Origin of the sequence: Citrifermentans bremense (genome assembly GCF_014218275.1) — a bacterium.
GTDB classification, from domain to species: domain Bacteria; phylum Desulfobacterota; class Desulfuromonadia; order Geobacterales; family Geobacteraceae; genus Geomonas; species Geomonas pelophila.
Map to the genome: position 1 here is coordinate 2568279 of NZ_AP023213.1, position 25197 is coordinate 2593475.

Here is a 25197-nt window from a genome sequence, read left to right on the forward strand (position 1 = left end):
TAGGACGCTGCTTGTGGCGGCATACTCCTGTTGAGTGAGAGTATGCCGCCGCTGCAAAGTCTCATGAATGCAATTACACCCGACACAGGACTCCTGCCATGCACCTGTCACGCTACCTGAAAGTTTTCCCGTCCCTCGACAAGCCCGACCACTTCCTGCTCTACTCCACATTGCGCGGTTCCATGGTCGCAGTCCCGGCGGCAACCCTGCAGGCACTGCAGCAGGGAGAGGGCTTCACAGCGGAGGCGGAGACACTTTCCAGGCTCGGCATGCTGGTTCCGGACCCGGACACGGAAAAGGAGCAGATGCGCGGCCTGCTGGAGCGGGCCAACGGTCGCAGCCGCAACTTCAAGGCGATGGTGGTGCTGAACCTCGACTGCAACCTCGACTGCGGCTACTGCTACGAGGGGCAGTTCAGGGGCGGGCACTACATGTCCGGGGCGACAGCTGACCTTTTGGTGCAGACCTTTTCACGAGATAGGATCTGCCAGGGGTGGGACCTCACCCTCTCCTTCTACGGCGGAGAGCCTCTCCTGTCGCTCGACCTGATCGAGAGGATCTCCAGGCCGCTGCAGCGCATGGCCCGCGAAAAGGGGGTCAAATTCGGCTTCAACCTAGTGACCAATGGGACCCTGCTAACAAGGGAAGTGGCTGAGAAACTGGTGCCGCTTGGTCTGACCGGCGCAAAGTTCACCCTGGACGGCCCCCCCGAGATCCACAACGGGGAGCGACCTTTCGCCTCTGGTGCCGGCAGCTTCGACGCGATCGTCGACAACATGGCCTCGATTTGGGATCTGGTTCCTATCAACCTGGGAGGAAATTTCAGGGAATGCAACTACCTCGAGTTTCCGCGCCTGCTCGATCTTTTGGTTTCACGCGGTATCACCCCAGAGAAACTGCGCCACGTCCAGTTCACCCCGGTCACACCACAGGCAGGCTGTGCGGACCAAAGCTCCGGGTGCGCCTCCTCCGACGCTCCTTGGCTGGTAGACGCGCTCATGTACCTGCGCGGAGAGATCCTCTCCAGGGGGTTCAAGACCTCCAGGCCCGGGGTGTCGGCTTGTGTGGTGGAGTTGGAAGACAACATCGTGGTGAACTGCGAGGGGAAGCTCTACAAGTGCCCTGCGTTCATGGGGTGGGAGGGTTTGAGCGTGGGGAGCTTGGCCGAAGGGATGAAGCAGTATCACGCTTCCCACTGCATCGGCAACTGGCAGACGGAGGAGTGCCTCGAGTGCTGCTACCTCCCGTTATGCTTCGGCGGCTGTCGCTTCCTCACCCTCAGCCAGGGAAAGCTGATTTCCGATGTGGACTGCAAGCGCCAGTTCCTGGACGCCACCTTGGAGCGCATACTGCAGCAAAACCTCACCTGCCCCGCTGCCGGAACAACTCCGGCCTAGCTCAGCTCCCGCCCCTACTGGCGCTCCTGCTTCAACCTCTTGTTCAAGGTGGGGCGCGCAAGCCCAAGAAGTTCCGCTGCCTGCGTCTGGTTGCCGCCGGTAAGTTTCATCGCCTCGGCGATCAGGTACTCCTCTACCTGCAGCACGGTTGGAAACTTCCCGAACAAGGCGAACAGCGGATTGCCGGCGTCAACCTGTTCCGGAACCAGGGCAGGAGCGGCCGCTACCCCTGGGAAGTCGGAGAGCGTGAGCGGCTGCCCCTCGTTGCAGGTCACCGCGTGGTGCACCATGTTGTACAGTTCCCGGACGTTGCCCGGGAAGCGGTACTGCTCCAGCGCAGCGATCACGTTGTGCGGAACTGCGGGGACCGCTTTCCCCTGCTGCAGCGCTATGTTGTGCGCGAAGTAGTCGACCAGGGGACCCACGTCCTCCAGGCGCTCCCTCAGGGGGGGTACCCGGAATTCGTGGGCGCAGAGGCGGAAGTAGAGGTCGTTGCGGAAACTTCCGGCTGACCTGAGCGCGGCGAAGTCCATGTTGGAGGCGGCGACGATGCGCGCGTCGCTTTTCAGGAGCAGGTCCGAACCGATCCGGTAGTACTCCCGCTCCTGCAAAAGCCGCAGCAGTTTGATCTGCGAGGCGAGGTTCAGGTCCCCTATTTCGTCCAGAAAGAGGGTCCCGCCTGCTGCCGCGGCGATGAGGCCGTCACGCTTGCTGTCGGCGCCGGTGAAGGCCCCTTTCTTGTGACCGAAGAGGGTGTCGGAGAACATGAAGTCGTCAAGCCCGGCGGCGTTGAGGGAGATGAAAGGGCCGGGGACGCCGGAGACATCGTGGACTGCGCGCGCCAGAAGCTCCTTCCCAACACCCGTCTCCCCTGTGATCAGCACCGGCAGGCGCGAGGAAGCGATCGCCTCTATGTACTGGAAGATGCCACGCATCTTTTTCGAGGTGGCGATGATCCCGGCGAAAGCGTCCGGGTTTCGCAGCGTGTCCGCCAGCAGGTAGTCCTTGAGCATCAGGTTCTGCCGCCCAAGCTCGCTTACCTGGAGCGCCTTTTTCACGCTGGCCACCAGCCGGTTCGGATCGACCGGCTTGGTAAGGAAATCGAAGGCACCCTGCTGCATGCAGGCGACCGCGGTCTCGACGTCTCCCATGGCGGTCATCACGATCACCGGAATCTCCGGGTGCTCGGAGGTCAGGGCGTGCAGTATCTCGGCTCCGGAAACATGCGGCATGACCCAGTCCAGGATCACCGAGCTAACCTTGTGTTCCTTCACATAGCCAACCACCTCCCTGCTGTCCGACAGCGTCGCCACCTGCTGCACATCGCTTGAGGCGAGAAGCAGCGACACCTCGGTAAGGATCCCGGGCTCGTCATCCACTAAAAGCATATGTTGTTGTGTCGACGACTTCACTCTGATCTCTCCGCAAGAAAAAGTACGGGCTATTTAAAGGATTCACATCATATATGGCCACGGCACGTTATTCAACATTTTTATTGCCAGCCTCAGGGAGCAAAACCGCGCCACTCTTCTTGTCCCAGCGACAACTGTTGCAATGACAGGGCGAATCGGCATAATCTAGAGCCTGATCGATACAACCTTGACGGAGGAAGATTTGGACCCTAGAGCGTTGCTGGAGAAATACTTTGAAAACAACCAAGTCGCCCTCGACATCGTCTACAGACACAGTCGAAATGTCGCGGACAAGGCGATTGAGATAGCGACAAAGGCCGGACTGCCGCAGGAAGAGTTGGATTTCATCGAGGAGGCCGCGTTGCTCCACGACATCGGCGTCTGCCGCATCTACGCCCCGAAGCTCAACTGCTTCGGCAAGGCGCCCTACGTCTGGCATGGGGTCATCGGCCGGGAGATCCTCGATGCCGAAGGGCTGCCGCGCCATGCCATGGTCTGCGAGAGGCACATCGGCGTAGGTCTCACAGCGGGTGACATCGTGGCGCAAAGGCTGCGCCTGCCGGTCAGGGAGATGTCCCCGGTCACCACCAGCGAGCGCATCGTCGCCTTGGCCGACCTCTTCTTCTCCAAAAAAGGGGGGGAACTGGACCTTGAGAAGAGCACGCAGCAGGTCCGCTGCGACCTGCTGCGGTTCGGGGAGGAAAAGGTGCAGATCTTCGAGAGCTGGCTCAGCGCCTTCGGTGTGGGTGACCCCCTCTAGAGCCCCAGTCGCGGGGCGGCGCCTACAATTTATGATATACTCGATGCCGCCTCACTCATTGGGACCGATCTGGATGCTTCCAATCCTCCTTTCCGGCAAGGCAGTCGCTGCTGCCGGCTTTCCGATCCGGTACTAGGTGCTCTTATGGGAAAACCGCTTCGCGTGCTGATAGTCGAAGACTCGGAAGACGACGCGCTGCTGCTCGTTTTCGAGCTGCGTCGCGGCAACTACGCTCCCGTTACCAAGCGGGTGGAGAACGCAGAGTCTATGCGTAAGGCGCTGCAGGAGGAGAGCTGGGACATGGTGATCTCCGACTACGTCCTCCCCGGCTTCTCCGGGCTTGACGCGCTGAAGCTTGTGCGGGGCTCGGGGCTGGACCTTCCCTTCATCATCGTTTCCGGAAAGATCGGCGAGGAAGACGCGGTTAAGGCGATGAAGGAGGGGGCGAACGACTACCTGATCAAGGGGAGCACCTCGCGCCTGATCCCCGCCATCGAAAGGGAGATGCAGGAGGCCGAGGTAAGGCGCAAAAGGCGCGAGGCGGAGTCGGCGCTGGTGAGAAGCGAGAGGCGCTACAAGCGGCTGGTCTCGGCGGTCACCGACTACATCTACACCGTGATCATCCATAAGGGGAGCGTGGTGAAGACCTCGCATGGGCCGGGATGCCTGTCGGTGACCGGCTACAGCCACGAGGAGTACGTGGACAACCCCTTTTTGTGGTACCAGATGATCTACGAGGAGGACCGTGACGCGGTGATGAGCCTCACCGAGGACCTCCGGGCGGGCAAGGACATCCCCTCGCTGGAGCACCGGATCCGGCACAAGGACGGCTCGCTGCGCTGGGTCATCAACACCATCGTCCCCCGCTACAGCGAGCAGGGGGAGCTGATCGCCTACGACGGCCTCATCTCGGACATATCGGAGCGAAAGCGAGCGGAGGAATCGCTACAGCTGCAAAGCGCCGCTTTGGAAGCTGCGGCCAACGCCATCGTCATCACCGACAGCAACGGAATCATCATCTCGGTGAACCAGGCATTCACCAGGATGACCGGCTACAGCCGAGAGGAGGCGCTGGGGCGCGACTTGAGCTTCCTCAAGTCCGAGCGGCACGGCCCGGAGTTCTACCGCAGCCTAAGGGAGACCATCAACGCCGGCGAGGTCTGGCACGGAGAGATGATCAACCGGCGCAAGGACGGAACGCTCTACCCCGAGGAGCAGACCATCACGCCGGTGCTCGACGATGACGGTCGCATCAACCACTTCATCTGCATCAAGCAGGACATAACCGAACGCAAGCAGGCCGAAGAGGCGCTGATGCAAAACACCAGCATGCGCAAGGAGATGGAGATCGCCAAGCAGATCCAGATGTCCCTGCTCCCGATCACCCCGCACTGTCTCCCCGGCATTGACTGCGCCGCAAGCTGCGTCCCCGCCACCCACATCGGCGGTGACTACTACGACATCCTCCCCCATGGCGAAGGGCTCGACCTCGTCATCGCCGACGTCTCCGGCCACAGCGTCGGCGCCGCGCTGATCATGGTCGAAACCCGCAGCGTGCTGCGGGCCCAGCTTGCTGCCTTGCAGGGGCCTGCCGAGATCCTGTCTGCCCTGAACCGACTGCTGCACGACGACCTGAGCCGGGCCGAGCTCTTCATCACCATGTCGTACCTGAGCTACCACATCCCCACCGCAACGCTGCGCTACACCAACGCCGGACACCCCCCTCCCCTGATCTACCGCCACGAGAACGACCAGTTCTTCGAATTGGACGCCGAGGGTCTCATCCTGGGGGTTCACCGGCAGGTCGACTTCCAGGAGCCCTCGCTCCAGGTCCAGGACGGGGACCTGCTGCTCCTCTTCACCGACGGCATCACCGAGGCCGAGAGCCCCGAGGGGGCGTTCTTCGGCCTGGAACGGCTGCGTCAGGTAGTGGCGCGCGAGCACCACAAATCCGCAGCGGGGGTGATCGCCGCCGTGATGGAATCAGTCAGGACCTTCACCGGCAGCGACGCCTTCAACGACGACATCTCTATGCTCCTTCTCAAGTTCGGCCCCCTCTCCTCCCATCCTTAACATCACTTTACTTGACGTCCCCCGGTGCGTTGTGTAAACATACGCCACCGGCACAGGATCCGCCCTTTCGCAGTTCCTGTTCCGGCCCTTAACCCCGCACGGCAAGGGGTGCAGTACGTTTTCGAGAGGCATTCAGACGAGGGGTATGGCATGGCGAAAAAGATCTTCGTGGCGGCGACCGGACAAAACTGTGGCAAGACGACCATCAGCATCTCGCTCATGCACCAGGCCAGGAAGAAGTACCGTAGGGTCGGCTTCGTCAAGCCTTTCGGTCCCAAGGTGCTCCTCTATGACGACTTCATGGTGGACATGGACGCTCTGCTGATGGCGAAGGCCTTCGGCATGGAAGACGACATCGCCCTCATGTCACCGGTGGCGTTGCACCGCGATTTCACCAAGGATTACCTGAACGGCAAACTCGACGACCTGTCGCTGGCCGACTGTGTGGTGGGGGCGGTCCGGGAGTTGGAGCAGAAATACGACTTCCTCATCATCGAGGGGGCGGGACACGGCGGAGTCGGCTCCGTCATCGGGCTCAGCAACGCCAAGGTCGCCAAGCTGATCGACGCCCCGGTCATGATCGTGACCGAAAGCGGCATCGGCAAGGTAATCGATGCAGTGCATCTGAACCTGGCGCTGTACCAGCGTGAAGGGGCCGACGTGCGCGGCATCATCGTCAACAAGATGCTCCCCGGCAAGAAGGAGCTCACCAACAAGTACCTGAAACAGGCTTTCGAGCCCCTCAACGTCAAGGTGACCGACGGCTTCAACTACTCCCCCATCCTGGCCAACCCGACCTTGAGCCACATCTCCAAGCTGTTTGACCTGCCGCTTCACGGCGACGTGAATGAAAAAAGCCGCATCATCCACAACATACAGTTGGGCGCGGCTTCCTCTCAGCGCGTGATCGACGGTCTGCTCGACTCGACCCTGATGATCGTGACCAGCTCCAGGGACGAGCTGATCGTTACCCTCTCCTCCCTCTACCATATCCCTGCCTACAAGGAGAAGATCGCGGGGCTCGTTGTTTCCGGGCACTGCGCTGTCTCCGACATCAGCCAGCAGATCCTGAACGACTCCGGCATCCCCTACATCCGGGTGGAAGAGACCACCGCCGAGGTGTTCACCGCACTCTCCGACGACGTGGCCAAAATCACCTTCGAGGACCAGGAGAAGCTGAACTGGATCATGGCGAACGCCGAGAAGGGGATGGACTTCGAGGCCATAGACGCGCTGCTCTAGGGCTGTTCAAAGTTCAAAGTTCAAGGTTAAAAGTTCAAGGTTCGGGGTTCGAGGCGCACTGCTCTCCTCCACCCCTAGCCCAGCCCCTAGTTCCTGCCTTCAAAGCGTAGTCCCCGGCGGCTTGCCCGGCCCTTCCTTCTCTTTCTGACAGGGGACGCAGTAGGCGGCGAAAGGCATCAAGTGCAGCCTTTGGATGTCAATCACCTCCCCGCAGTTCTCGCACCTGCCGTAAGTCCCCTGCTCCAGGCGCCTTTGCGCCTCCTCCAACGCGGTGAGCTGGTTGCGCCGTATGTCGGCTATCGCGAGTCCCGCATCGGAAAGCATGTCGAGGATGCTCTTCTCCCCGAGGTCCTGTGGTATGTCGTACTGCGTGGCGAGATCGCTCCCCGTCTGGGAGAAGATCTCATCCCTCAACTCGGCCCACAGCCTGCGTTTTTGCTCCGCCAAGAGGTTCCTGAATTCCAGTTCGTCCCCTTCAAGTTTATCCGGCATCTCACACCTCCTCGTTAGGTCAGGGCGCTTCTTCGGTGTCGCAAACTGGGCAGCGCAGCTCACCGCTTTCCTCGTCCTGTTCCAGCGGAGATCCGCACAGGGCGCAAACTTCCTTTTTGTCTTTGATCACAGGCTGATCCTTGAGGATCTGCTCCTCGATGCTCTCTCTTCTCATGGCTCCTCCTTTTGCAGCGCCGGCCATCAAAACAGCCCATAGTATACCCTAAAATCGGGATGCAAGCCCGGCTGCAAAAAAACCTCATCCCTTGCCGCATATATCCGGCCGTAAAGCGCAATTCCATCGAACAAACTGCACCTTCATCGCCATAGACAGTTGCAACTTGGGAACGAGCCCGCTTTAAGAGCACGCTGCAGCATGAGGAAGGCCTGTAAAAGTAGGATCAAACAGGGTGGCGACACTAAGGCAAACGCTTCTTCGGCGTTGAGAGGGGGAAGTGGTAATATCCCTGTGCATGAAGGGGTTGTTGCAAAGGTGAGAGGAAAGCGGAAGGCGGCAGTGACAGTTAATCCTGCTCTGGGTACTCTATTTCTTCGCCGAGGTAGTTTGTGAAGAGCCTGGTGCGGCCGTCCCTGCCGAGACGCCCGGACAGGACGTCGACCTTTCCCTTGCCGCCGGGGAGATCGATGACGTAGTGGGGAACGGCAAGCCCGGAGGTGTGGCCGCGCAAGGCCTGCATCACGGCGATCCCCTGCGCCACGCGGGTCCTGAAGTGGGCGGTCCCCTGGACCAGGTCCATCTGGTGGATGTAGTATGGGCGCACCCGGATGGTGAGCAGGCGCCGCATGAGGGAAAGCATCGTCTGCGGGTCGTCGTTCACCCCTTTGAGGAGCACGGTCTGGTTTCCCAGCTGCACTCCGGCATCGGCGAGCCTCGCGCAGGCCTTGGCCGACTGCGGCGTTATCTCCCGGGGATGGTTGAAGTGGGTGTTGACGTAGACGGGGTGGTGGCGCTTCAAAAGGCGCGCTAGCGCCGGCGTGACCCTCTCGGGAAGGGTCACCGGCACCCGCGTTCCGATCCTCACCATCTCGACGTGCGGGATGCGGGAAAGGGCGGTGAGGATTTCGGCTAGACGGTCGTCCGGCAAAAGGAGCGGGTCACCGCCTGAGAGGACCACGTCCCTGATCCGGGGCTCGCCGGCGATGTAGGCGATGGCGTCGTCGACACGGGCCGGAGCCATGCCGGCGCACCCCACCCCCCTCTTCCTCATGCAGAAGCGGCAGTAGACGGCGCAGGCGGAGGAAACGATCCAGACCACGCGGTCCGGGTAGCGGTGGATCAACCCAGGGACCGGCGAGAGGCGCTCCTCGTCCAAGGGGTCGGGGGACTGGGTCAGGTCGTCGAGCTCGGAGGGGTCCGGTACGCACTGGCGCCAGATGGGATCTCCCGCTTCCTCGATCAGCCCGAGGTAGTACGGGGTGATGCGCATGGGGTAGCGCGTGACCGTGGCGGAAAGCACCGCGCCCTCAAGACTAAAAAGCCCGGAAAGCTCCTCCGGGCTGGTGATGCAGTTTTTTAGGCTTTTCTCCCAGGCTTCCATCAGACCTCGAGGGCTCCGATCAGGGAGGAGACCGAATCTATCTTGTGGTCCACCAGGTACTGCTCCATCTCCCCGGCGATCCTCTGCGCGGCGGAGGGGTCGAGGAAACTTGCGGTCCCTACCTGTACCGCGGTCGCCCCGGCCAGCATGAATTCCAGCGCATCGCGGCCGTTCATGATGCCGCCGATGCCGATCAAGGGAAGCTTCACCGCCCTGGCCACCTGCCAGACCATCCTGAGCGCGACCGGCTTGATGGCGGGACCGGAGAGCCCGCCGGTGACGTTGGCCAGCACCGGGCGGCGACGCTCCAGATCGATCGCCATCCCGGTCAGGGTGTTGATCAAGGATAGCGCGTCGGCTCCGGCGTCGGCGCACGCCTTGGCCATGAGCACCACGTCGGTGACGTTGGGGGAGAGCTTCACTATCATCGGCTTGGAGGTGTTCTTCTTCACCAGCCGGACCACCTCCTGGGCTGCGCCAGGGTCGGTGCCGAAGACGATCCCCCCCTGCTTCACGTTGGGGCAGGAGATGTTCACCTCGATGCCGGCAACGCCGGAAAGGCCGTCCAGCCTGGCCGCGACCTCGCCGTACTCCTCGAGCGTGTTGCCGTAGAGGTTCACGATCACAGGGGTGTTGACGTTCTTGAGATACGGCAGTTTCTGCTCGATGAAGGCGTCGATGCCGACGTTCTGCAGGCCGATGGCGTTCAGCATGCCGCCGGGGGTCTCCACGATGCGGGGGGTCGGGTTCCCGGCCTTGGGCTTGAGCGACAGACCCTTGCTGATCATCGCCCCGATGCTCTCGAGGTCCAGGTAGTCGGCGAACTCGGCGCCGTAGCCGAAGGTGCCGGATGCGGTCATCACGGGGTTGCGCATCTTGATCCCGGCGACAGCCACGGACATGTCAGGTCTTTGCATGTTTAACTCCATTGCAGGTCGAAGCTGTCGAAGACGGGACCGTCCTTGCAGACACAGCGGTAGTCGGGGGTGGCCTCGGTGTGGTTCGCCCCCTTCATGACGCAGCCGAGGCAGGCGCCGACGCCGCAGGCCATGTAGGCCTCCATGGAGACCTGGCAGGGGACCTCGTGCCGGGCGGACATCTTGGCGACGGCGTCGAGCATAGGCGTCGGACCGCAGGCGAAGATGCGCATCCCTTTATTCAGGTGCCGTTCCAGCACCTGGGTCACAAACCCGCTCTCGCCCAGGGTGCCGTCGTCGGTCGCCACGTAGGTCTCGACTCCCAGCCTCTCGAACTCGGTGATGCAGAGGATGTCGTCGCGGTTCCTGCCGCCGGCGAAAAGTCGCACCTTCTCGCCCCGCTCGACGAGCGCCTTGGCGAGGTAGTAAAGGGGGGCAAGGCCTACGCCGCCTCCGACGAGCACCTTTTCCTCCCCTGCGGGACCCAGGTCGAAACCTCTGCCCAGGGGCGCCAGGAGGTCCACCACGTCGCCGTGGTGCAGGGCGGCGAGGAGCTTCGTCCCCTTCCCCACCACCTTGTACAGGATCTCGCAGTAAGTCTGAGCGCCGCACCCGGCGTACTCGGCGGTGAAGGTCCCGACGTCAAAAAGCCCGAAGGGGCGCCTGAGCAGCGGGTCTATGGCGTCGGTCACCTTGAGCATGAGAAACTGCCCGGGGGCCGAGGCGAGCAATTCCTGCGGGGCCGTCATCCTCATCCTGAAGTAGTTCGGCGACAGCTCCACGTTCGACACTACCATCGATTTAAACTGCATGATCCTCCTCTGACTGCAGGCAGACTGGTATCTCCATCAAAATGGCGTCTTCGCCATTGTCGTAATAGTTCTTGCGGCGCCCCGACTCCCTGAAGCCAAAGGAGCGATATAGCCCGATGGCCTCGACGTTGCCGGCCCGCACCTCCAGAAAGAGAAGCGATGCCCCGCGCTCGCGGCTGAAATCGAGCGCCCACTGCACCAGGAGCCTGCCGACCCCCTTGCCGCGATGGGACGCCGCGACTGCAACGTCAAGTATCTCGGCCTCGTCCAGGACGATCTTGAGACAGAGGTAACCGGCGAGGGTTCCGTCATCGGCGAGCGCCACCATGGGATGGCCGAAAGGAGAATCGATTTCGTACTGGAAGTGCTGCTCAGTCCATGGTCTCGAGAACGATGCGGACTCTATCTCGAGCACCGCTTTGAGCTCCTCGGAACGCATAGGAGCAAGCTTTATTTTCCCCGTGAGATCAGGCACAGCAAGGCATCATAAGCAAACGCCAAGGCGAAGTAAACATTTTTTTCGCTTTGACTTTTACAGGGAGATGGTTTAAATTTCTTCTTTACTTTATCGGAGGTTCTCCCTTGAAAGAGACTAAGATTACTTATAAAGACGCCGGTGTAGACATAGATGCCGGCAACACTTTTGTCCAGATGATCAAGCCTTTAGTCAAGGCGACTTCGCGTCCGGAGGTGCTGGCAGACATCGGCGGCTTCGGGGGGCTCTTCTCCCTCAACATGGGCAAGTACAAACACCCGGTGCTCGTCTCCGGCACCGACGGGGTCGGGACCAAGCTGAAGCTCGCCTTCCTCGCCGACCGCCATGACACCATCGGCATCGACCTCGTGGCGATGTGCGTCAACGACATCATCGTCCAGGGGGCGGAACCCCTCTTCTTCCTCGATTACCTTGCCACCGCCAAGCTCGACCCCGCCAAGGGCGCCTCCATCATCAAAGGGGTATCCGAGGGGTGCGTGCAGGCAGGCTGCGCCCTGATCGGCGGTGAAACCGCCGAGATGCCCGGTTTCTACAGCGGCGACGAGTACGACATGGCCGGCTTTGCAGTCGGCGTCGTCGAGCGCGAGAAGATCATCGACGGCTCTTCCATCACCGTCGGCAACCGCCTGATCGGCCTTGCCTCCTCCGGTCTGCATAGCAACGGCTACTCCCTGGCAAGGAAAGTGATCCTCGAGCACATGGGGCTCGGCATCAACGATCAGCTCCCCGGCCTCGGGAAGACCGTCGCCGAGGAGCTCCTCACCCCGACCCGCATCTACGTGCGCAGCGTGATGAACCTCTTGCGCGACTTCAACATCTCCGGCCTCGCCCACATCACCGGCGGCGGCCTTTTGGAGAACGTACCCCGTGTGCTTCCCAACGGCTGCAAGGCCGTGATCAAGAAGGACAGCTGGGAGGTCCCCGAGATCTTCAAGATCATGCAGAAGGCCGGCAACATCGAGGAAAACGAGATGTACAGGACCTTCAACTGCGGCATCGGCATGGTGCTGGTCGTCCCCGAGAAAGAGGCCGAAGAGATCATGATCAGGCTCTCCGGGCTCAACGAGACCGCGTTCATGATCGGCGAAGTGGCCAAGTGCGACGCCGGCAAGGAGTGCGTGGAGCTCGTCTAGGCGGGCTTCGAGACTATGGAAAGAGTTCTCAACATAGGGGTACTTATCTCCGGCAGCGGCAGCAACCTGCAGTCGATCATGGACGCCTGCGCCGCAGGCAGGCTCAAGGCGCGGGTCGCCTGCGTGATCAGCAACAAGGCGGACGCCTTCGGCCTGGAGCGCGCGCGCAAAGCCGGCATCCCGGCGCTGCACCTGGACCACCGCGCCTATTCCGGCAGGGAGGCCTACGACGAGGCACTGGTGGCCACCCTGCGCGAGTTCGACGTCGAGCTGGTGGCGCTCGCCGGCTTCATGCGCATCATCACCCCGGTGCTCCTCGAGGCCTTCCCGATGGCGGTGATGAACATTCACCCGGCCCTGCTCCCCGCCTTTCCCGGGCTGCACGCCCAGCAGCAGGCGCTCGATTACGGCGCCAAGGTTGCCGGCTGCACCGTCCATTTCGTCGACCCGGGCACCGACACCGGCCCCATCATCCTGCAGGCCGCGGTGCCGGTAATTGAGGGTGACACCGAGCAGACGCTTTCGGCGCGGATCCAGAAGGAAGAGCACCGCCTCTATCCCGAGGCGATCCGGCTCTTCACCGAGGGGCTCCTTGAAGTCAACGGCCGCGTGGTCGCCGTCGGAACCTGATCCTGACAATCCGGCTTTAAAACAAAAATCCCCCTCACGGAACGAGGGGGATTTTTTTATCTTTGCTCTTCCAAGATTTCCTCAGATGTTCTCCTTGCCAATGGTTTTCGAGTTCTGCTATAACCTGCGGCATGCTCAAACGACACCTCTAATTTTTCCTCTCCCTCCCCTTCCTCATCGTCTCCCTCTCAGGGTGCGCCATCACCCAGGCCATCCGGGTAGAGGACCGCGAGCGGATCGAGGTGAAGTCCATGATCGAGGAGCTTTCAGGGACAAGGCTCGTCTTTCTGGGGGAGCGGCACGACGCCACAGCGCATCACGAGCTGCAGCTCGAAGTCCTGAAGGGGCTCAAGGCGCAGGGGAAACAGCTCGCCATCGCGATGGAGATGTTCGAGGAGACGACGCAACCAGCCCTCGACGCCTGGAGCGCCGGGAAAGTGCCGGAGGACGCCTTCAGGAAGGTGTACGAGTGGAGCTGGCGCTTCATCCCGTGGGAGATGTACCGCGACCTGCTGCTCTTTGCGCGCGACAACCACGTCCCCGTCGTTGCCATCAACGCGCCGAGGGACGTGGTGCAGGCTGTCGGCAAGAACGGGTTCACATCGCTCACCGACGCAGAGCTCGCCAAGCTCCCCACCGGCATCGACGCGAAGGCAAGCGACGAGTACCTGCTCTCGATGCGGTCCAGCATCCCAAGCCACGGTAAAAAGGGCGAAGCGCTCAGGAACCTGGCCGAGGCGCAGCTGTTAAGGAACAAGGTGATGGCCAGGAAAGTCGAGGATTATCTGCAGCTTCATCCCGGCACTACTGTGGTAGTCATCGCGGGAGGGGGGCACGCCAGGGGTACCGGGGGGATTGCCGCGGAACTCGGGAATGGGATCTCTTACAAGATCGTCCTCCCCCCCATTCCGCCGCTTGGGGAGAAAACCGTCACCGGCGCGGACGCCGATTACCTGCTGGTGGAGTCGCCTCTCTAGCGCTCCGGCAGAGCCTGGTCCAGCGAGTAAAGCCAGGCGAGGAGCTCAGCCACCGCCTGGTACAACTCCGGGGGGATCTCGCTGTCCAGGTCGACCTGCATCAAAAGGTTCAAAAGCTCGGGCGACTGGTGCACGTAGACCCCGTGCTCCTGGGCCAGCGAGAGTATCGCTTCGGCGGTGACACCGGTTCCCTTGGCGACGACCCTTGGCGCGCCGTCTTCGCCGCTGTAGGCCATGGCCACCGCTCGCTTCATTTCGCTCGCGTCCTTACTCATCTTTTGCCGCCAGCCTGGTCAGGTGCAGTCCGCACGACTCAAGCGCCGCACGCAGTTCCGCACCCTCGTTTCGCATCAGCTCCGAGGAGCCGGGCCTGTTGCAGACGCAATCGACGGAGAGGCCTTCGGCCGAGAAACGAAGCGTCGCCTTCACCCCGCCAAGCCGCGGCAGGTCGAGCGACAGGGTAGCCTCGATACCCTGCTCCCACCTCTCTTCGTCCCCCTCGCGGATGGCCAGTTCCATGTCCTGGCCGGGCCAGGCCTCGCCGCGCCAGGCAAGCACCCCCGAGTTCAAAAGCTGCAGTTGCTCTTTGATAAGCGGCAGCGTCCTGCTGTCGGCAAAGTCGGCCGCAGCGCTCTCTTTCCCGTCCCCCTCGCCTCCCTCCCCCTCTGCGGCACGGGAGAGTTTGCCCTGCGGCTCCTTCAGGAGTTCCTTGAGCTGCAGAGCTCCGCCGGCCCACTGGGCCAGGTGGGACTCGTAGAAAAGACCTGACTGGGTCAGTGCGCTCTTCAGTCTGTCGGCCAGGTGCGCCGATGCCTGTTCCGGGAATTCCAGCAGCGGTTCCTGGGGGGGGAGCGGCTGCGCGTTCTTGACCACGTCGGCGAGCCACTTTCCCATCGAGCTCAGCTTCACCGACTCACCCACCTCCGGGCGCAGCACCTGGAAGGTGACGCGCGGGTCGGCGGTGAGGAAGGTCATCTCCAGGGTCTCCCCTGGCGCCACGTTCATGGGGATCTCGAGGTGGTACAGTTCGCCCGCCACCCGCGCGATGTAGAGGCTGTTAGGGAGGTTGGAGATGATCTCGGCCTTCACCTGCTGGCCCGGATTCAGCTGCAGCTGCTGGCTTGCCCGGTGCTGGGCCTCCACGACGGGGGTGACTGCGGCCTTGGCCAGGATAGGCAAAACCTGTTTTTGGCTTTCGTCGTTGATGAACATGTCCGGATCCTGTGGTGCTGGCGTCGCTATCTGGTCCGCGCGGGAAAAGGAGCCAACCATCTGAGACGGGCGTGAAAGTCATGGCGCAAGCGGCTTTCCCGATTCATAGCACACTCTGCGGCCAATTAGTAGTGTAGAAATCCTATCTGCTGCGCCGCGGTTTCATCTCCTATTTTTTGCTGTAAGCTGCTAAACATATCTTGATCCGCAGCCGATAAGGAAGTAACGGTCAAATTTCACCTGTACTTCAGAGGCAGGTCACCGATGAAACACGAACTGCGTATCCTGATAGTGGACGACTCCGCCGAAGATGCCGCACTCATAGTGCGCCAGATACAGCGGGAATTCTCTGTAAGCTACGAGCGGGTTGAGACGCCTGAAGAGATGCAGGCAGCACTGGAGAACGGGGGATGGCAAATCGTCATCTCTGACTACGTCATGCCGAAGTTCAGCGGGCTTGCGGCGCTGAAGCTCCTTCACGACCAGGGCATGGACCTCCCTTTCATCATGGTCTCCGGGCAGATGGGCGAGGACGCAGCCGTAGAGGCGATGCGCGCCGGCGCTCACGACTACCTGCTGAAGGACAGGCTCTCCAGGCTGACACCAGCCATCAAACGTGAATTGAACGACTTTGTGGTTCGCCGCGAGCGAAGAATGGCGGAGGAGGCGCTCTCGGCAACGGAGGCGCGCTTCCATAGCCTGGTGGAACAGTCGCTCGTCGGTATCTTCATGCTGCAGGACGACATCTTCATCTACGTGAACCCGAAGTTCGGGGACATCTTCGACTACGAGCCGCAGCAGCTCATCGAAGCGAGGTCTCTACTGGAGCTGGTCGCGCCGGAGGACCAGATCAAGGTGATGACCCGGTTCCTGCGCCCTCTCATGGAAGGATGCGACAGCCTGCACTTCTTCTTCCGGGGCAAGCGCCGCGACGGGAGCCTGATCGATCTAGAGGTGAACGGCACCAGAACCTGGGTAAACGGCAGTGCCGCCATCATTGGGACCCTGCTCGACATAACCGAGCGCAAGCGCGCCGAAGCCGAGCTGAGCAAACTTTGGCGCGCCGTCGAGCAAAGCCCGGTGTCGGTGGTGATAACGGACCTCTTCGGCAGGATCGAGTACGTGAACCCGAAGTTCATCGAGGTCTCCGGCTACAGCGAAAATGAGCTGATCGGTAAAAACCCGAGCATCCTGAAATCTGGACTCACCGACCCCAAGGTGTACGAGGAACTCTGGTCCACCATAACCTCGGGGCGGGAGTGGCACGGCGAGCTGCACAACAGGAAAAAGAACGGCGAGCTCTTCTGGGAGAGCGGGCACATCTCCGCCATCAAGAACTCCGAGGGGCAGGTCACCCATTTCGTAGGGGTCAAGGAGGATGTGACCGAGAGGAAACTCGCCATCGAACACCTGAGGCAGGTACAGAAGATGGAGGCGATCGGGCAACTGGCGGGTGGCATAGCGCACGACTTCAACAACCTGCTCACCGTGATCAACGGCTACTCCACGCTCCTGGTGCGATCCATGGACCAAGGATCACAGGCGCACAAGGAGGCGGAACAGATACTGCGGGCGGGCGAGCGTGCCGCCGACCTTACCAGACAGCTTCTGAGCTTCAGCAGAAGGCAGGTACTGGAACCGAGGGTGCTCGACATCAACAAGCAGGTGAAAGCGGTGCAGAAGATGCTGCAACGCCTGATCGGGGAACACATAGGGCTCGTCACCTCGCTTTCCGAAGACACAGGGTTCGTGAGGATCGACCCGGGGCAGCTGGAACAGATTGTCATGAACCTGATCGTCAACGCGCGCGACGCCTCCGAAATCGGAGGGGTGATCACCGTGGCCACGACCAATTTCGAGCTGGACCGCGAGTTCTCGCACCTGCACCCTGGGTCGCTTCCTGGAAGCTACGTCAGGCTCAGCGTGGCGGACCAGGGACAAGGGATGTCCGAAGAGGTGAAGCAGCGGCTCTTCGAGCCTTTCTTCACCACCAAGGAGATGGGTCGCGGCACCGGCCTCGGTCTCGCCACGGTGTACGGCATCGTCAAGCAAAGCGGAGGGTACATAGAGGTGGTCAGCGAACCGGGACAGGGAGCCTGCATCAACGTCTACCTCCCCCGCGCCTCTGAGCCTCTCCCCGCGCCGGCTGCGCACCCGGCCGAAGAGGACATCGACTCCTCTTACTCGATACTGGTCGTCGAGGACGAGCCCGGGGTGCTCAACCTCGTGGTGCACACCCTGAGAATGCGGGGTTTCACCGTTTTCGCGGCAACGGACCCGGGACAGGGGATCGCGCTGTTCGAGGAGCACTCGCAGGAGATCGACATGCTCCTCACCGACGTGGTGATGCCGTTCATGAGCGGGCCTGCCCTGGCGGAGCAGCTGATAGCCAGGAAGCGGGAACTGAAGGTGTTGTTCATGTCGGGGCACACGGACGACAGGGCCAACTTGGAGAAGATACTGGAAAAAGGGATGCAGTTCCTGCCAAAACCCTTTGCCGGCGACGCACTCATCAGAAAGGTGAGGGACACCCTGAAAGGGGGGGCGGCGCAGACGGCGTTAGAGATTTCAGGAGGTAGCAATTGAAAGGAAACATCTTGATCGCCGATGACGAGGACATGATCAGGGAACTGATCAACATCACCCTGTCAAAGGAAGGGTTCACCTGCTTCCAGGCCGCTAGCGCCGAGGAGGGGTTGGAGATAATCAACAAGCACAAGCTGGACCTGGCGCTTTTGGACATAATGATGCCCGGCCGCTCCGGGATCGACCTCCTGAAAGACATCAAGGAGGCCACCCCCGACACCACCGTGCTGATGATCACGGCGATGAACGACATGGATACCGCACTTTCCTGCATCCATTTCGGTGCCGAGGACTACATCACCAAGCCGTTCAACCTGGACCGTGTGCTCCTCACCGTGAAGAACACCCTGGAAAAGCGCAGGCTGGTGCTGGAGAACAAGGAATACCAGGCGAACCTGGAGCAGAAGGTAGCCGAGCAGACCGAGGTGATCCGCACCGTGATGGGGGAAATCAACCTCGCCTATGAACACACGCTGGTGGCGCTGATTAGGGCGCTGGACGCCAGGGAAAAGGAGGTAGGGTCTCACTCCGAGCGGGTGATGTCCTACGCCAAGCTCTTGGCACAAGCCGCGGGGATCAGCGAGGAAGATCGCATCATAATAGGCAAGGGCGCGCTCTTGCACGACATCGGGAAGATCGGGGTCTCCGACAACATCCTGTTGAAGCCCGCGAAGTTGGACGACTCCGAGTGGGAGATCATGCGCCAGCATCCCAGCATCGGCTTCGACATCCTCTCCGGCATCCGGTATTTTTCCGGGGCCGCGGAACTGGTGCTGAACCACCACGAACGCTGGGACGGGAACGGTTACCCGGGGAAGCTGATGGAGGAGGCGATCCCCATCAGCGCGCGCATCTTCGCACTGGTGGACACCCTGGACGCCATGACTTCCGACAGGCCCTACAGAAAGGCGCTGACCTTCGATGCGGTGCTGGACGAGGTGACGCGCTGCCGCGGCAAGCAGTTCGACCCGAGGCTCGTCGACCTGTTCCTGAGCATCCCCAAGCAAGAATGGGAAAACGCGGCGGGCAAGAAACTGTAACGGCGCCCTGCCGCACCTTATGGCGACAGAAATAAAGAAAGCCGGAGCGAACCACGAGGCGGGTTCATTCCGGCTTTGTCTTTGTCTGGTACCCCGGTTTGCGGGACTGCGGCGGTGCCTTAGTCGGCGGCCCCGATACGGTAGCGCTCCAGCCTATCCCTCAGGGTGTTGCGGCTGATACCCAGGAGCTTCGCTGCAAAGACCTGGTTGTTGTTGCTCTTCTCCATGGCCATGTGGATCAGGGCCTTTTCCAGCCCCATGTTGACGCTCTCGTAGATCGCCCCCTTGTTCTTCTGGCAGATCCCGTCGAAGACGGGCTCGAGCATGCTCCAGAACACCTCGTAGTAATCGTCGCCGGCAGCTTCCAGGTCGACCTCCTTGAAGCCGGCCTTTGCGGTGAGGAAAGACTCAAAGTCCCCGGGGATCAGGATGTCGCCGCGGCAGAAAACCGTGGCGGAATTGATGACGTTCTTGAGCTCCCTGATGTTGCCTTCCCAGGGATGGGTCATCAGCATAGCCATGGTTTCGGGCGCCACCGCCTTGATGTTCTTGCCGTACTTCTTGGAGAACTTCTTGACGAAGAGGTCGACCAGGAGAGGTATGTCCTCGGCTCGGTCCCGCAGGGGCGGCAGGAAGAAGTTCACCACCCGCAACCGGTAGTAAAGGTCCATCCTGAAGGTCTTTTCCTTCACGTTGGTGATGAGGCTCCTGTTGGTCGCGGCGATGACCCGGACGTCCACCTTGATGGTCTCGTTCCCCCCCACCCTCTCGAACTCCTGGTTCTCCAAGACGCGCAGGAACTTACCCTGGTTCGCCTGGCTCATCTCCCCTATCTCGTCCAGGAAAATGGTGCCGCCGTTGCACTGCTCGAACTTCCCGATCCTCCTGGAATGGGCATCGGTGAAGGCCCCCTTCTCATGCCCGAAAAGCTCGGACTCCAAGAGCGCCTCCGGAAGGGCGGCGCAGTTCACCGCCAGGAAGGGGCGGTTCTTTCTCCGGGAGTTGTTGTAGATGGCGCGGGCCAGGAGTTCCTTGCCGGTTCCCGACTCGCCCTGGATCAGCACCGTCGCATCGGAATCGGCCACGGTCCCCACCATCTTCCAGATCTCGATCATCTCGGGGGAGGAACCTATCATCAGGTCCTCGGTGAGGTCCTCCTCGACCTGCGGGCGCTCGCGGGTGTAACGCACCTTGCGGCTCAGGAGGTTGCACTCCAGGGCCTTCTTCACCGCACCCTTTAGCTTCGTCATGTCGAAGGGCTTGGTGACGTAGTCGAAGGCGCCGTACTTCATAGCCTCGATGGCGTTCTGGGTGGTCTTGTAGCCGGTAGCCATGATGACGGCGAGGCCCGGATCTATCTTCTTCGCTTCCTTTAAGACCTCGATGCCCGACTTCTGCGGCAGGCTGATATCCATGATAGCCACATTGGGACGGTCGGAGATAACGCGCTTCAAGGCCCCTTCGCTGTCGCTTTCAAGCAGCAGCTCGTAATCCTCGCCGGCGAAGATGCTCTTTAACATGAGCAGGATGTCGTGATCGTCATCCAATATGAGCAGTTTTGCAGTCATGGCTGTCCCCCGATGCGCTATTATAATTCGCCTGAGGCTGTTGCCAAGTCAGGCGCAACGAAATGACAGGAATTTTGGGGCAAGAACCAAAAGAACCGCCTGAAGCAAGCGGTTCTCTCGTTTACATGATCAATGAACAGAGGTTGTCGCTACTCTTCCTCTTCGTAGTCGTCATCATGCCCGTCGAACTCTTCAGCGTCCTCGTCTTCTTCGTCAAACTCTTCTGCTACATAGTGATTGCGTTCGTCTTCTTCCTTTATGGCCTCGAAACGCGCCAGGATCGCCGGATTGGTGCAGTAACGGCCGTCCTTGCAGGTGCAGGTATCAAGGTCACACAGGTCGAAAAGTTGAATTTCACTGCATAGCCTCTTTGTTGCGGGTTGTGTTTCCATCAGCTTACCTCTGAGAATTACTAATTATTTACTATCGACTCATCCCGGGACAACTTTAGCGAAAAGTTGTCCCGGGACGGACCATCTTACAACAAAGCGTTACCCGTTTACAAACGAACCTGCCATGTTGACGTCTTGCTTGCCGCCGTTGACAAACGAGGTCGCGGTCTTCACGTCCTCTTTGCAGCCGATGTAGATCGGAGCCCTCTGGTCGAGCGATTCCGGCACGATGTCGAGGATGGGGATGCTGCCGTTGCTGGCCGCGCCGCCGGCATGCTCGATGATGAAAGCCATGGGGTTAAGTTCGAAAAGGATGCGCAGCTTGCCGTTGGGGGAGCCGCTCAGCGCCGGGTACATGAAGAGCCCCTTCCCCTTCATCAGGACCTGGTTTATGTCGGGAACGAAGCCGCCGGAGTAGCGGAGCTTGCACCCTTTCGCCTCCAGGTGGCGGATGAACTTCTCGTCGCCGGCGTTGTACTTGTTCCGGAGCCCGCCGGGGGCGTAGATGTTCCCCTCCGGAGCCATCTTGATGTTCTCGCGGGTCAGGGTGAACTCCATCAGGTTGTTCATGGTGAACTCATGCACCCCGTCTCCAACGGTGTAGACCAGCGAGACCCTCGGCCCGTAGAGGATGTACATGGCGGCGACCTGGTTGCGGCCGGGCTGCAAGAGGTCGCAGCCGGCGTAGATGGAGACGATGGTCCCTACGGCGAGGTTCACGTCCACCAGCGACGAGCCGTCGAGGGGATCATAGGCCACGGAATACAGGCCGTCGGCGCTCGCCTGGCACTGGTAGATCTCGTCCATCTCTTCCGAGGCGATATTGCAGACCACGCCGGAGTGGATCAGGCGTTTGCGCATGATGCGGTCGGAGAGGACGTCGAGCGCGAGCTGCTCTTCGCCGTACAGGTTGGAGGTACCGGCGACACCGAGGTCACCGGTGCGCACTGCGTTGATGACGTACTTGCTGGCCTCGGCAATCTCGCACATGAGGTGGACGAGGTTGTCGCAAATGTTTTGGGCGCGCAGATGGCGGCGCAGATCTATTTGGAATTTGGACGTTCCCGGTGCATTAGGCATATCTCCCTCCAGATTAAATTAAAATTATTTTACGGCCACGTAGAGTATGTCAAATACCCATATAAATCAAGGAAAAAATGGCCGGGCAAGGAGGTTTAGGAGGCCCTTAAGTTATCATTAAACAAAGGAATCTGTCGCGATACTGTCTACTTTTTATCCTGCTTCGTCAAAGCATGAGCTGTGAGAGAAACCGCTCCGTCTGTGACTGTCTCCCCCTCCCCCCTTGAGACAAAATGCCCGGAATTACCCACCCATACATCTCTCCGTAGTGAGAGGGGGATGGCCCTCTGGGGGAGGGGTGCGGGGGTGAGGGATGCTCTCATCAGCAAAGACAAAGCGCCTGCCCCATTCCGGGTGCAGGCGCTTTGTCTATCGATGAACCAGGTTCAGCAACAGCCGTCTTATGCGACCCAGTCGTCGTCCTCCTCGACCGGGGCAAAGCCGCGGCGCATGGTGTTCTCGGTGACCACCCTCGGGTCCATGAAGTGCAGCAGGTAGTCGTGCCCGCCGGCCTTGGTCCCGACGCCGGACATCTTGGAGCCGCCGAAGGGCTGGCGGCCGACGAGTGCGCCGGTGTTGTTGCGGTTGAGGTAAAGGTTCCCCACCCGGAACTCCTTGCGGGCCTGGGCCAGATGCTCGGGGCTTCTGGAGAAGACGCCGCCGGTCAGCGCGAACTTGGTGGAGTTGGCCCAGGCGATGGCCTGGTCGAAGTCCTTGGCGCGCATCACCGCAAGGACCGGTCCGAAGATCTCTTCCTGCGCGATCCGGTGCTCAGGCTTGATGCCGCCGATGATGGTCATCGGGACGTAGTAACCGCCGTCGCTCGGGACCTTGCTCTCGTAAAGCACGTGCCCCTCCTTCTTCCCTATCTCGGCGTATTCCTTGATAGTCTTCATCGCCTTGTCGTCGGCTACGGCGCCCATATAGTGGGCCGGGTCCTCGGAGGGACCGACCAGGGTCGCCTGCGCCATGGAGACCAGACGCTCCACGAACTTGTCGTAGACGGCGTCAAGGACTATGACGCGGGAGCATGCAGAGCACTTCTGCCCCTGGAAGCCGAAGGCCGAGTAGAGTACGTGCGGGACAGCCTCGTCCAGGTCTGCGTCGTCGTCGATGATGATGGCGTTCTTGCCGCCCATCTCGCAGACAATCTTCTTCACGTTCTCCTGTCCCGGGTACACCTTGGCGGCGCGCTCGATGATGCGCAGGCCGACCTCCATCGATCCGGTGAAGGCGATGAGGCTAATGTCCGGGCTGTCGACCAGGTAATCTCCCATGACCGAACCGCGGCCGGGGGTGTAGTTGAAGACGCCGTCGGGAAGGCCGACTTCGCGGAAGAGTTCCACGATGTGGTAGCCGATGACCGAGGTGAGGCCGGAAGGCTTGAACACCACGCAGTTGCCGGCAACGATCGCCGCCGACACCATCCCCATGCTGATCGCCAGCGGGAAGTTCCACGGGGAGATGACAGCCGCCACCCCTTTGGGCTCGTAGAAGTAATGGTTCAGCTCGCCGGGCGCATGTCCGATGCGCTTCGGGCTCCCCAGGGTGATCATCTCGCGGGCGTAGTACTCGAGGAAGTCGATCGCCTCGCAGACGTCGGCGTAAGCCTGGTCCCACTGCTTGCCGATCTCCAGCACCTGCCATGCGGAGAGCTCGAAGATCCTGCGGCGCGCGACCGCAGCGGCCTTCACGAGGTACTCGGCGCGAACCTTGATGTCCGTGTCGCGCCATGCCGGGAACGCGCCTTTGGCTGCGGCAATAGCGTCGCCGACTTCCTTAGTACCCGCCTGGCAAACGATGCCCACGGTCTCAGACGGTTTGTTGGGATTCACCGACGGAATGGTGTCGCCGGTCTTCACTTCCTTGCCGTTGATGAAGAGGGGGTAGGTCTTGCCCAGTTGCTTCCTCACCTCCGCGATGGTGTTCGGGAAGGCGGCGCGGTGGTCTGCCCTGGTGAAGTCGACCATCGCCTCGTTGTTGAAGGGCGTAAGGTTACCGGGCCCCTTAACTTCGGCTTTTTGCTTAGCGGCGCGTACTGCACGCTCGCGCTCGGCGGTCAGTGCAGGGTCTTCGAGGAGCCGCTCGATCTGCGCGTCCTCGGCGAAGCTCTGACGCAGGAAGGACTCGTTCGCCGTGTTCTCCAAAAGGCGCCGGACCAGATACCCCATCCCGGGGACCATGTCCCCATACGGGCAGTAGAGGCGGATGCGGCCGGCAACCTTCAGGATCCCTTTGCGGACCGGCTCCGCCATCCCGTAGAGCACCTGGAACTCGTAACGCTCGTCCGGCACGTTCAGCCCTTTTGCCATCTCCATCACCGCGGAGATGGTCCTGATGTTGTGCGAGGCGCAGGCGAAGTGGCAGATGTCGGAGTTTTCCAGGATCATTCGGGCCTGGCGCTCGTAGGCCGCATCCGACTCGGCCTTGATGGTCCAGACCGGAATCTTCCAGTCGTTCTGTTTCGCCTTTACGGTCTCGTAGTCCCAGTACGCCCCCTTGACCAGGCGGATGGAGATCTGGACTTTTTTCTCGCGGGCCCAGGAGAGAAGTTCCGGGAGGTCCTTGTCGGTGTCCACGAGGTACGCCTGGAGCACGAGGCCGAAGTGCGGGTAAGCCGGGTATTCGAGCTTCAGCCTCTTGTAGACCTCGATGATGATGTCCTTGTGGCGGTAGGACTCCATGTCGATGCAGAGGAAGCCGTTCAGATCCATGACCTTCACCGCGATCTTGCGCACGCGCTCCAGGATGGCGACGACGGAACCCTCGAAGTCCTGCGGATTGGCCAGGCAGAAAAGCGCCGTCGGCTTGACCGCGACGTTCACCTTGGGAGCGTGGCCCCAGTCGAGGCTTCCGTCCCCTCCCCTGCCCGGCAGCGGTTTCCAGTCCTTGTACTCCTTCTTGAGCGAGTCCAGAAGCTCCAGGTAGGTGTTCATGTAGATGTCAGCTTCCTTCTCGGAAAGCGTCGCCTCGCCAAGGACGTCGACCACGAACGCGAAGCCGTCCTTTCTCAGGCGCTCCATGTTCTTGATCGCTTCCTTGGTGTTCTCCCCCACTATGAACTGGCGGGCCATCTCCTGGATGTTCGTGGTGAGGAACTTGTTGAGAACGGCCCCGCCGAAGGAGCCGAGCATGCCGGCCACCTTGGCGCCGGTGGAGAGGACCGGAGGCATGTCCTTCTCTTCGCCGAAGTATTCGCGGATGTGGTCCGTCAGCAGCTTCCCGGTGGTGAGAGACGGGAAGACGTCGACGAAGCGGAACATCTGGATCTTGAAGGTCTCGTTCTTCATGCTCCAATCCATGACCTTGCCCATCCAGGCGCCCTTATTAAAGAGGGACGGTTTTTCGCCGGAAATAGTGGAGAAGAACTCCTTGCCCCTTGCCACGACTCGATTGTTCAGTTCGCTGTTGTTCATCCA

General features: G+C 60.9%; 22 protein-coding genes. 9 read left to right on the forward strand and 13 right to left on the reverse strand.

Translation table 11 applies throughout. The annotated features are described in order from the left end of the window. The first annotated feature begins 98 nt into the window (after positions 1-98). Positions 99-1397, forward strand: a complete 1299-nt coding sequence (gene gptM / locus GEOBRER4_RS11330; protein ID WP_185242384.1) for a geopeptide radical SAM maturase — start codon at positions 99-101, stop codon at positions 1395-1397. A 14-nt stretch (positions 1398-1411) separates the two neighbouring features. Here the strand turns inward: gptM and GEOBRER4_RS11335 are convergent, their stop codons facing one another. Beyond that, positions 1412-2785 (reverse strand): sigma-54-dependent transcriptional regulator, encoded by a 1374-nt coding sequence (locus tag GEOBRER4_RS11335; RefSeq protein WP_185242385.1) that lies wholly within the window; start codon positions 2783-2785, stop codon positions 1412-1414. A gap of 226 nt (positions 2786-3011) precedes the next feature. Between GEOBRER4_RS11335 and GEOBRER4_RS11340 the strand changes: the two genes are divergently transcribed. From GEOBRER4_RS11340 to GEOBRER4_RS11350, 3 genes are all read left to right on the forward strand, one after another. Beyond that, positions 3012-3569, forward strand: coding sequence for an HD domain-containing protein (locus GEOBRER4_RS11340; protein WP_185242386.1), 558 nt, complete (start codon positions 3012-3014; stop codon positions 3567-3569). Positions 3570-3713: 144 nt separating this feature from the next. Further along, complete coding sequence (locus GEOBRER4_RS11345; RefSeq protein WP_185242387.1) at positions 3714-5642, forward strand: SpoIIE family protein phosphatase; 1929 nt, start codon at positions 3714-3716, stop codon at positions 5640-5642. 150 nt (positions 5643-5792) lie between these two features. Then, positions 5793-6884, forward strand: coding sequence for a dethiobiotin synthase (locus tag GEOBRER4_RS11350; RefSeq protein ID WP_085812505.1), 1092 nt, complete (start codon positions 5793-5795; stop codon positions 6882-6884). A gap of 99 nt (positions 6885-6983) precedes the next feature. Here GEOBRER4_RS11350 and GEOBRER4_RS11355 read toward each other — a convergent pair whose 3' ends face one another. The 6 genes from GEOBRER4_RS11355 to rimI all read right to left on the reverse strand — a co-directional run bounded on the left by GEOBRER4_RS11355 (position 6984) and on the right by rimI (position 11103). Next, positions 6984-7376: a TraR/DksA family transcriptional regulator gene (locus tag GEOBRER4_RS11355; RefSeq protein ID WP_185242388.1), complete on the reverse strand. Its 393-nt coding sequence runs from the start codon at positions 7374-7376 to the stop codon at positions 6984-6986. Between the two features lie 19 nt (positions 7377-7395). Further along, entirely contained in the window at positions 7396-7551 is a 156-nt protein-coding gene (locus GEOBRER4_RS11360; RefSeq protein ID WP_185242389.1) for a hypothetical protein, read from the reverse strand. Positions 7552-7900: 349 nt separating this feature from the next. Further along, positions 7901-8935: a KamA family radical SAM protein gene (locus GEOBRER4_RS11365; protein WP_185242390.1), complete on the reverse strand. Its 1035-nt coding sequence runs from the start codon at positions 8933-8935 to the stop codon at positions 7901-7903. Then, positions 8935-9852 carry a dihydroorotate dehydrogenase gene (locus tag GEOBRER4_RS11370; protein WP_085812502.1) on the reverse strand — a complete coding sequence of 306 codons (918 nt, stop codon included), beginning with the start codon at positions 9850-9852 and terminating at the stop codon, positions 8935-8937. Before GEOBRER4_RS11370 ends, GEOBRER4_RS11365 begins: the two co-directional genes overlap by 1 nt. Positions 9853-9854: 2 nt before the next feature. After that, entirely contained in the window at positions 9855-10664 is an 810-nt protein-coding gene (locus GEOBRER4_RS11375) for a dihydroorotate dehydrogenase electron transfer subunit (protein WP_185242391.1), read from the reverse strand. Then, positions 10654-11103 carry a ribosomal protein S18-alanine N-acetyltransferase gene (rimI, locus tag GEOBRER4_RS11380; RefSeq protein WP_185242392.1) on the reverse strand — a complete coding sequence of 150 codons (450 nt, stop codon included), beginning with the start codon at positions 11101-11103 and terminating at the stop codon, positions 10654-10656. Before rimI ends, GEOBRER4_RS11375 begins: the two co-directional genes overlap by 11 nt. Positions 11104-11246: 143 nt before the next feature. Here rimI and purM point away from each other — a divergent pair, with 143 nt between their 5' ends. The 3 genes from purM to GEOBRER4_RS11395 all read left to right on the forward strand — a co-directional run bounded on the left by purM (position 11247) and on the right by GEOBRER4_RS11395 (position 13900). Next, positions 11247-12293 (forward strand): phosphoribosylformylglycinamidine cyclo-ligase, encoded by a 1047-nt coding sequence (gene purM / locus GEOBRER4_RS11385; RefSeq protein ID WP_085812499.1) that lies wholly within the window; start codon positions 11247-11249, stop codon positions 12291-12293. Positions 12294-12308: 15 nt separating this feature from the next. Continuing rightward, positions 12309-12923: a phosphoribosylglycinamide formyltransferase gene (gene purN / locus GEOBRER4_RS11390; protein ID WP_185242393.1), complete on the forward strand. Its 615-nt coding sequence runs from the start codon at positions 12309-12311 to the stop codon at positions 12921-12923. Positions 12924-13174: 251 nt separating this feature from the next. Then, a complete protein-coding gene (locus GEOBRER4_RS11395; protein ID WP_226377766.1) occupies positions 13175-13900 on the forward strand; it encodes a ChaN family lipoprotein in 726 nt (241 codons plus the stop codon). Here the strand turns inward: GEOBRER4_RS11395 and GEOBRER4_RS11400 are convergent. Together GEOBRER4_RS11400 and fliK are read right to left on the reverse strand one after the other, a co-directional pair. Then, on the reverse strand, positions 13897-14175 hold the full coding sequence (locus tag GEOBRER4_RS11400) for an EscU/YscU/HrcU family type III secretion system export apparatus switch protein (RefSeq protein WP_085812496.1): 279 nt from the start codon (positions 14173-14175) through the stop codon (positions 13897-13899). The genes GEOBRER4_RS11395 and GEOBRER4_RS11400 overlap by 4 nt on opposite strands. Further along, complete coding sequence (gene fliK / locus GEOBRER4_RS11405; protein ID WP_185242394.1) at positions 14168-15112, reverse strand: flagellar hook-length control protein FliK; 945 nt, start codon at positions 15110-15112, stop codon at positions 14168-14170. Before fliK ends, GEOBRER4_RS11400 begins: the two co-directional genes overlap by 8 nt. 264 nt (positions 15113-15376) lie before the next feature. Between fliK and GEOBRER4_RS11410 the strand changes: the two genes are divergently transcribed. Together GEOBRER4_RS11410 and GEOBRER4_RS11415 are read left to right on the forward strand one after the other, a co-directional pair. Next, entirely contained in the window at positions 15377-17698 is a 2322-nt protein-coding gene (locus tag GEOBRER4_RS11410; RefSeq protein ID WP_185242395.1) for a PAS domain S-box protein, read from the forward strand. Next, positions 17695-18738 carry an HD domain-containing phosphohydrolase gene (locus GEOBRER4_RS11415; protein WP_185242396.1) on the forward strand — a complete coding sequence of 348 codons (1044 nt, stop codon included), beginning with the start codon at positions 17695-17697 and terminating at the stop codon, positions 18736-18738. Before GEOBRER4_RS11410 ends, GEOBRER4_RS11415 begins: the two co-directional genes overlap by 4 nt. A 119-nt stretch (positions 18739-18857) precedes the next feature. Here GEOBRER4_RS11415 and GEOBRER4_RS11420 read toward each other — a convergent pair whose 3' ends face one another. The 4 genes from GEOBRER4_RS11420 to pruA form a co-directional block, all read right to left on the reverse strand. Beyond that, positions 18858-20306 carry a sigma-54-dependent transcriptional regulator gene (locus tag GEOBRER4_RS11420; RefSeq protein ID WP_185242397.1) on the reverse strand — a complete coding sequence of 483 codons (1449 nt, stop codon included), beginning with the start codon at positions 20304-20306 and terminating at the stop codon, positions 18858-18860. 149 nt (positions 20307-20455) lie between these two features. Then, positions 20456-20698, reverse strand: a complete 243-nt coding sequence (locus GEOBRER4_RS11425) for a hypothetical protein (protein WP_085812492.1) — start codon at positions 20696-20698, stop codon at positions 20456-20458. 99 nt (positions 20699-20797) lie between these two features. Next, positions 20798-21778, reverse strand: coding sequence for a class 1 fructose-bisphosphatase (locus GEOBRER4_RS11430; RefSeq protein WP_085812491.1), 981 nt, complete (start codon positions 21776-21778; stop codon positions 20798-20800). Positions 21779-22179: 401 nt separating this feature from the next. Then, positions 22180-25194 carry an L-glutamate gamma-semialdehyde dehydrogenase gene (pruA, locus tag GEOBRER4_RS11435; RefSeq protein ID WP_185242398.1) on the reverse strand — a complete coding sequence of 1005 codons (3015 nt, stop codon included), beginning with the start codon at positions 25192-25194 and terminating at the stop codon, positions 22180-22182. Positions 25195-25197: the final 3 nt, after the last annotated feature.

Excerpts from the sequence above, each read along its gene's own strand:
- gptM (WP_185242384.1), top strand. The coding sequence starts at position 99 with ATGCACCTGTCACGCTACCTGAAAGTTTTCCCGTCCCTCGACAAGCCC.
- GEOBRER4_RS11335 (WP_185242385.1), bottom strand. The coding sequence starts at position 2,785 with ATGCTTTTAGTGGATGACGAGCCCGGGATCCTTACCGAGGTGTCGCTG.
- GEOBRER4_RS11345 (WP_185242387.1), top strand. The coding sequence starts at position 3,714 with ATGGGAAAACCGCTTCGCGTGCTGATAGTCGAAGACTCGGAAGACGAC.
- GEOBRER4_RS11350 (WP_085812505.1), top strand. The coding sequence starts at position 5,793 with ATGGCGAAAAAGATCTTCGTGGCGGCGACCGGACAAAACTGTGGCAAG.
- GEOBRER4_RS11355 (WP_185242388.1), bottom strand. The coding sequence starts at position 7,376 with ATGCCGGATAAACTTGAAGGGGACGAACTGGAATTCAGGAACCTCTTG.
- GEOBRER4_RS11360 (WP_185242389.1), bottom strand. The coding sequence starts at position 7,551 with ATGAGAAGAGAGAGCATCGAGGAGCAGATCCTCAAGGATCAGCCTGTG.
- GEOBRER4_RS11365 (WP_185242390.1), bottom strand. The coding sequence starts at position 8,935 with ATGGAAGCCTGGGAGAAAAGCCTAAAAAACTGCATCACCAGCCCGGAG.
- GEOBRER4_RS11370 (WP_085812502.1), bottom strand. The coding sequence starts at position 9,852 with ATGCAAAGACCTGACATGTCCGTGGCTGTCGCCGGGATCAAGATGCGC.
- GEOBRER4_RS11375 (WP_185242391.1), bottom strand. The coding sequence starts at position 10,664 with ATGCAGTTTAAATCGATGGTAGTGTCGAACGTGGAGCTGTCGCCGAAC.
- rimI (WP_185242392.1), bottom strand. The coding sequence starts at position 11,103 with ATGCGTTCCGAGGAGCTCAAAGCGGTGCTCGAGATAGAGTCCGCATCG.
- purN (WP_185242393.1), top strand. The coding sequence starts at position 12,309 with ATGGAAAGAGTTCTCAACATAGGGGTACTTATCTCCGGCAGCGGCAGC.
- GEOBRER4_RS11395 (WP_226377766.1), top strand. The coding sequence starts at position 13,175 with ATGATCGAGGAGCTTTCAGGGACAAGGCTCGTCTTTCTGGGGGAGCGG.
- GEOBRER4_RS11400 (WP_085812496.1), bottom strand. The coding sequence starts at position 14,175 with ATGAGTAAGGACGCGAGCGAAATGAAGCGAGCGGTGGCCATGGCCTAC.
- fliK (WP_185242394.1), bottom strand. The coding sequence starts at position 15,112 with ATGTTCATCAACGACGAAAGCCAAAAACAGGTTTTGCCTATCCTGGCC.
- GEOBRER4_RS11410 (WP_185242395.1), top strand. The coding sequence starts at position 15,377 with ATGAAACACGAACTGCGTATCCTGATAGTGGACGACTCCGCCGAAGAT.
- GEOBRER4_RS11420 (WP_185242397.1), bottom strand. The coding sequence starts at position 20,306 with ATGACTGCAAAACTGCTCATATTGGATGACGATCACGACATCCTGCTC.
- GEOBRER4_RS11425 (WP_085812492.1), bottom strand. The coding sequence starts at position 20,698 with ATGGAAACACAACCCGCAACAAAGAGGCTATGCAGTGAAATTCAACTT.
- GEOBRER4_RS11430 (WP_085812491.1), bottom strand. The coding sequence starts at position 21,778 with ATGCCTAATGCACCGGGAACGTCCAAATTCCAAATAGATCTGCGCCGC.
- pruA (WP_185242398.1), bottom strand. The coding sequence starts at position 25,194 with ATGAACAACAGCGAACTGAACAATCGAGTCGTGGCAAGGGGCAAGGAG.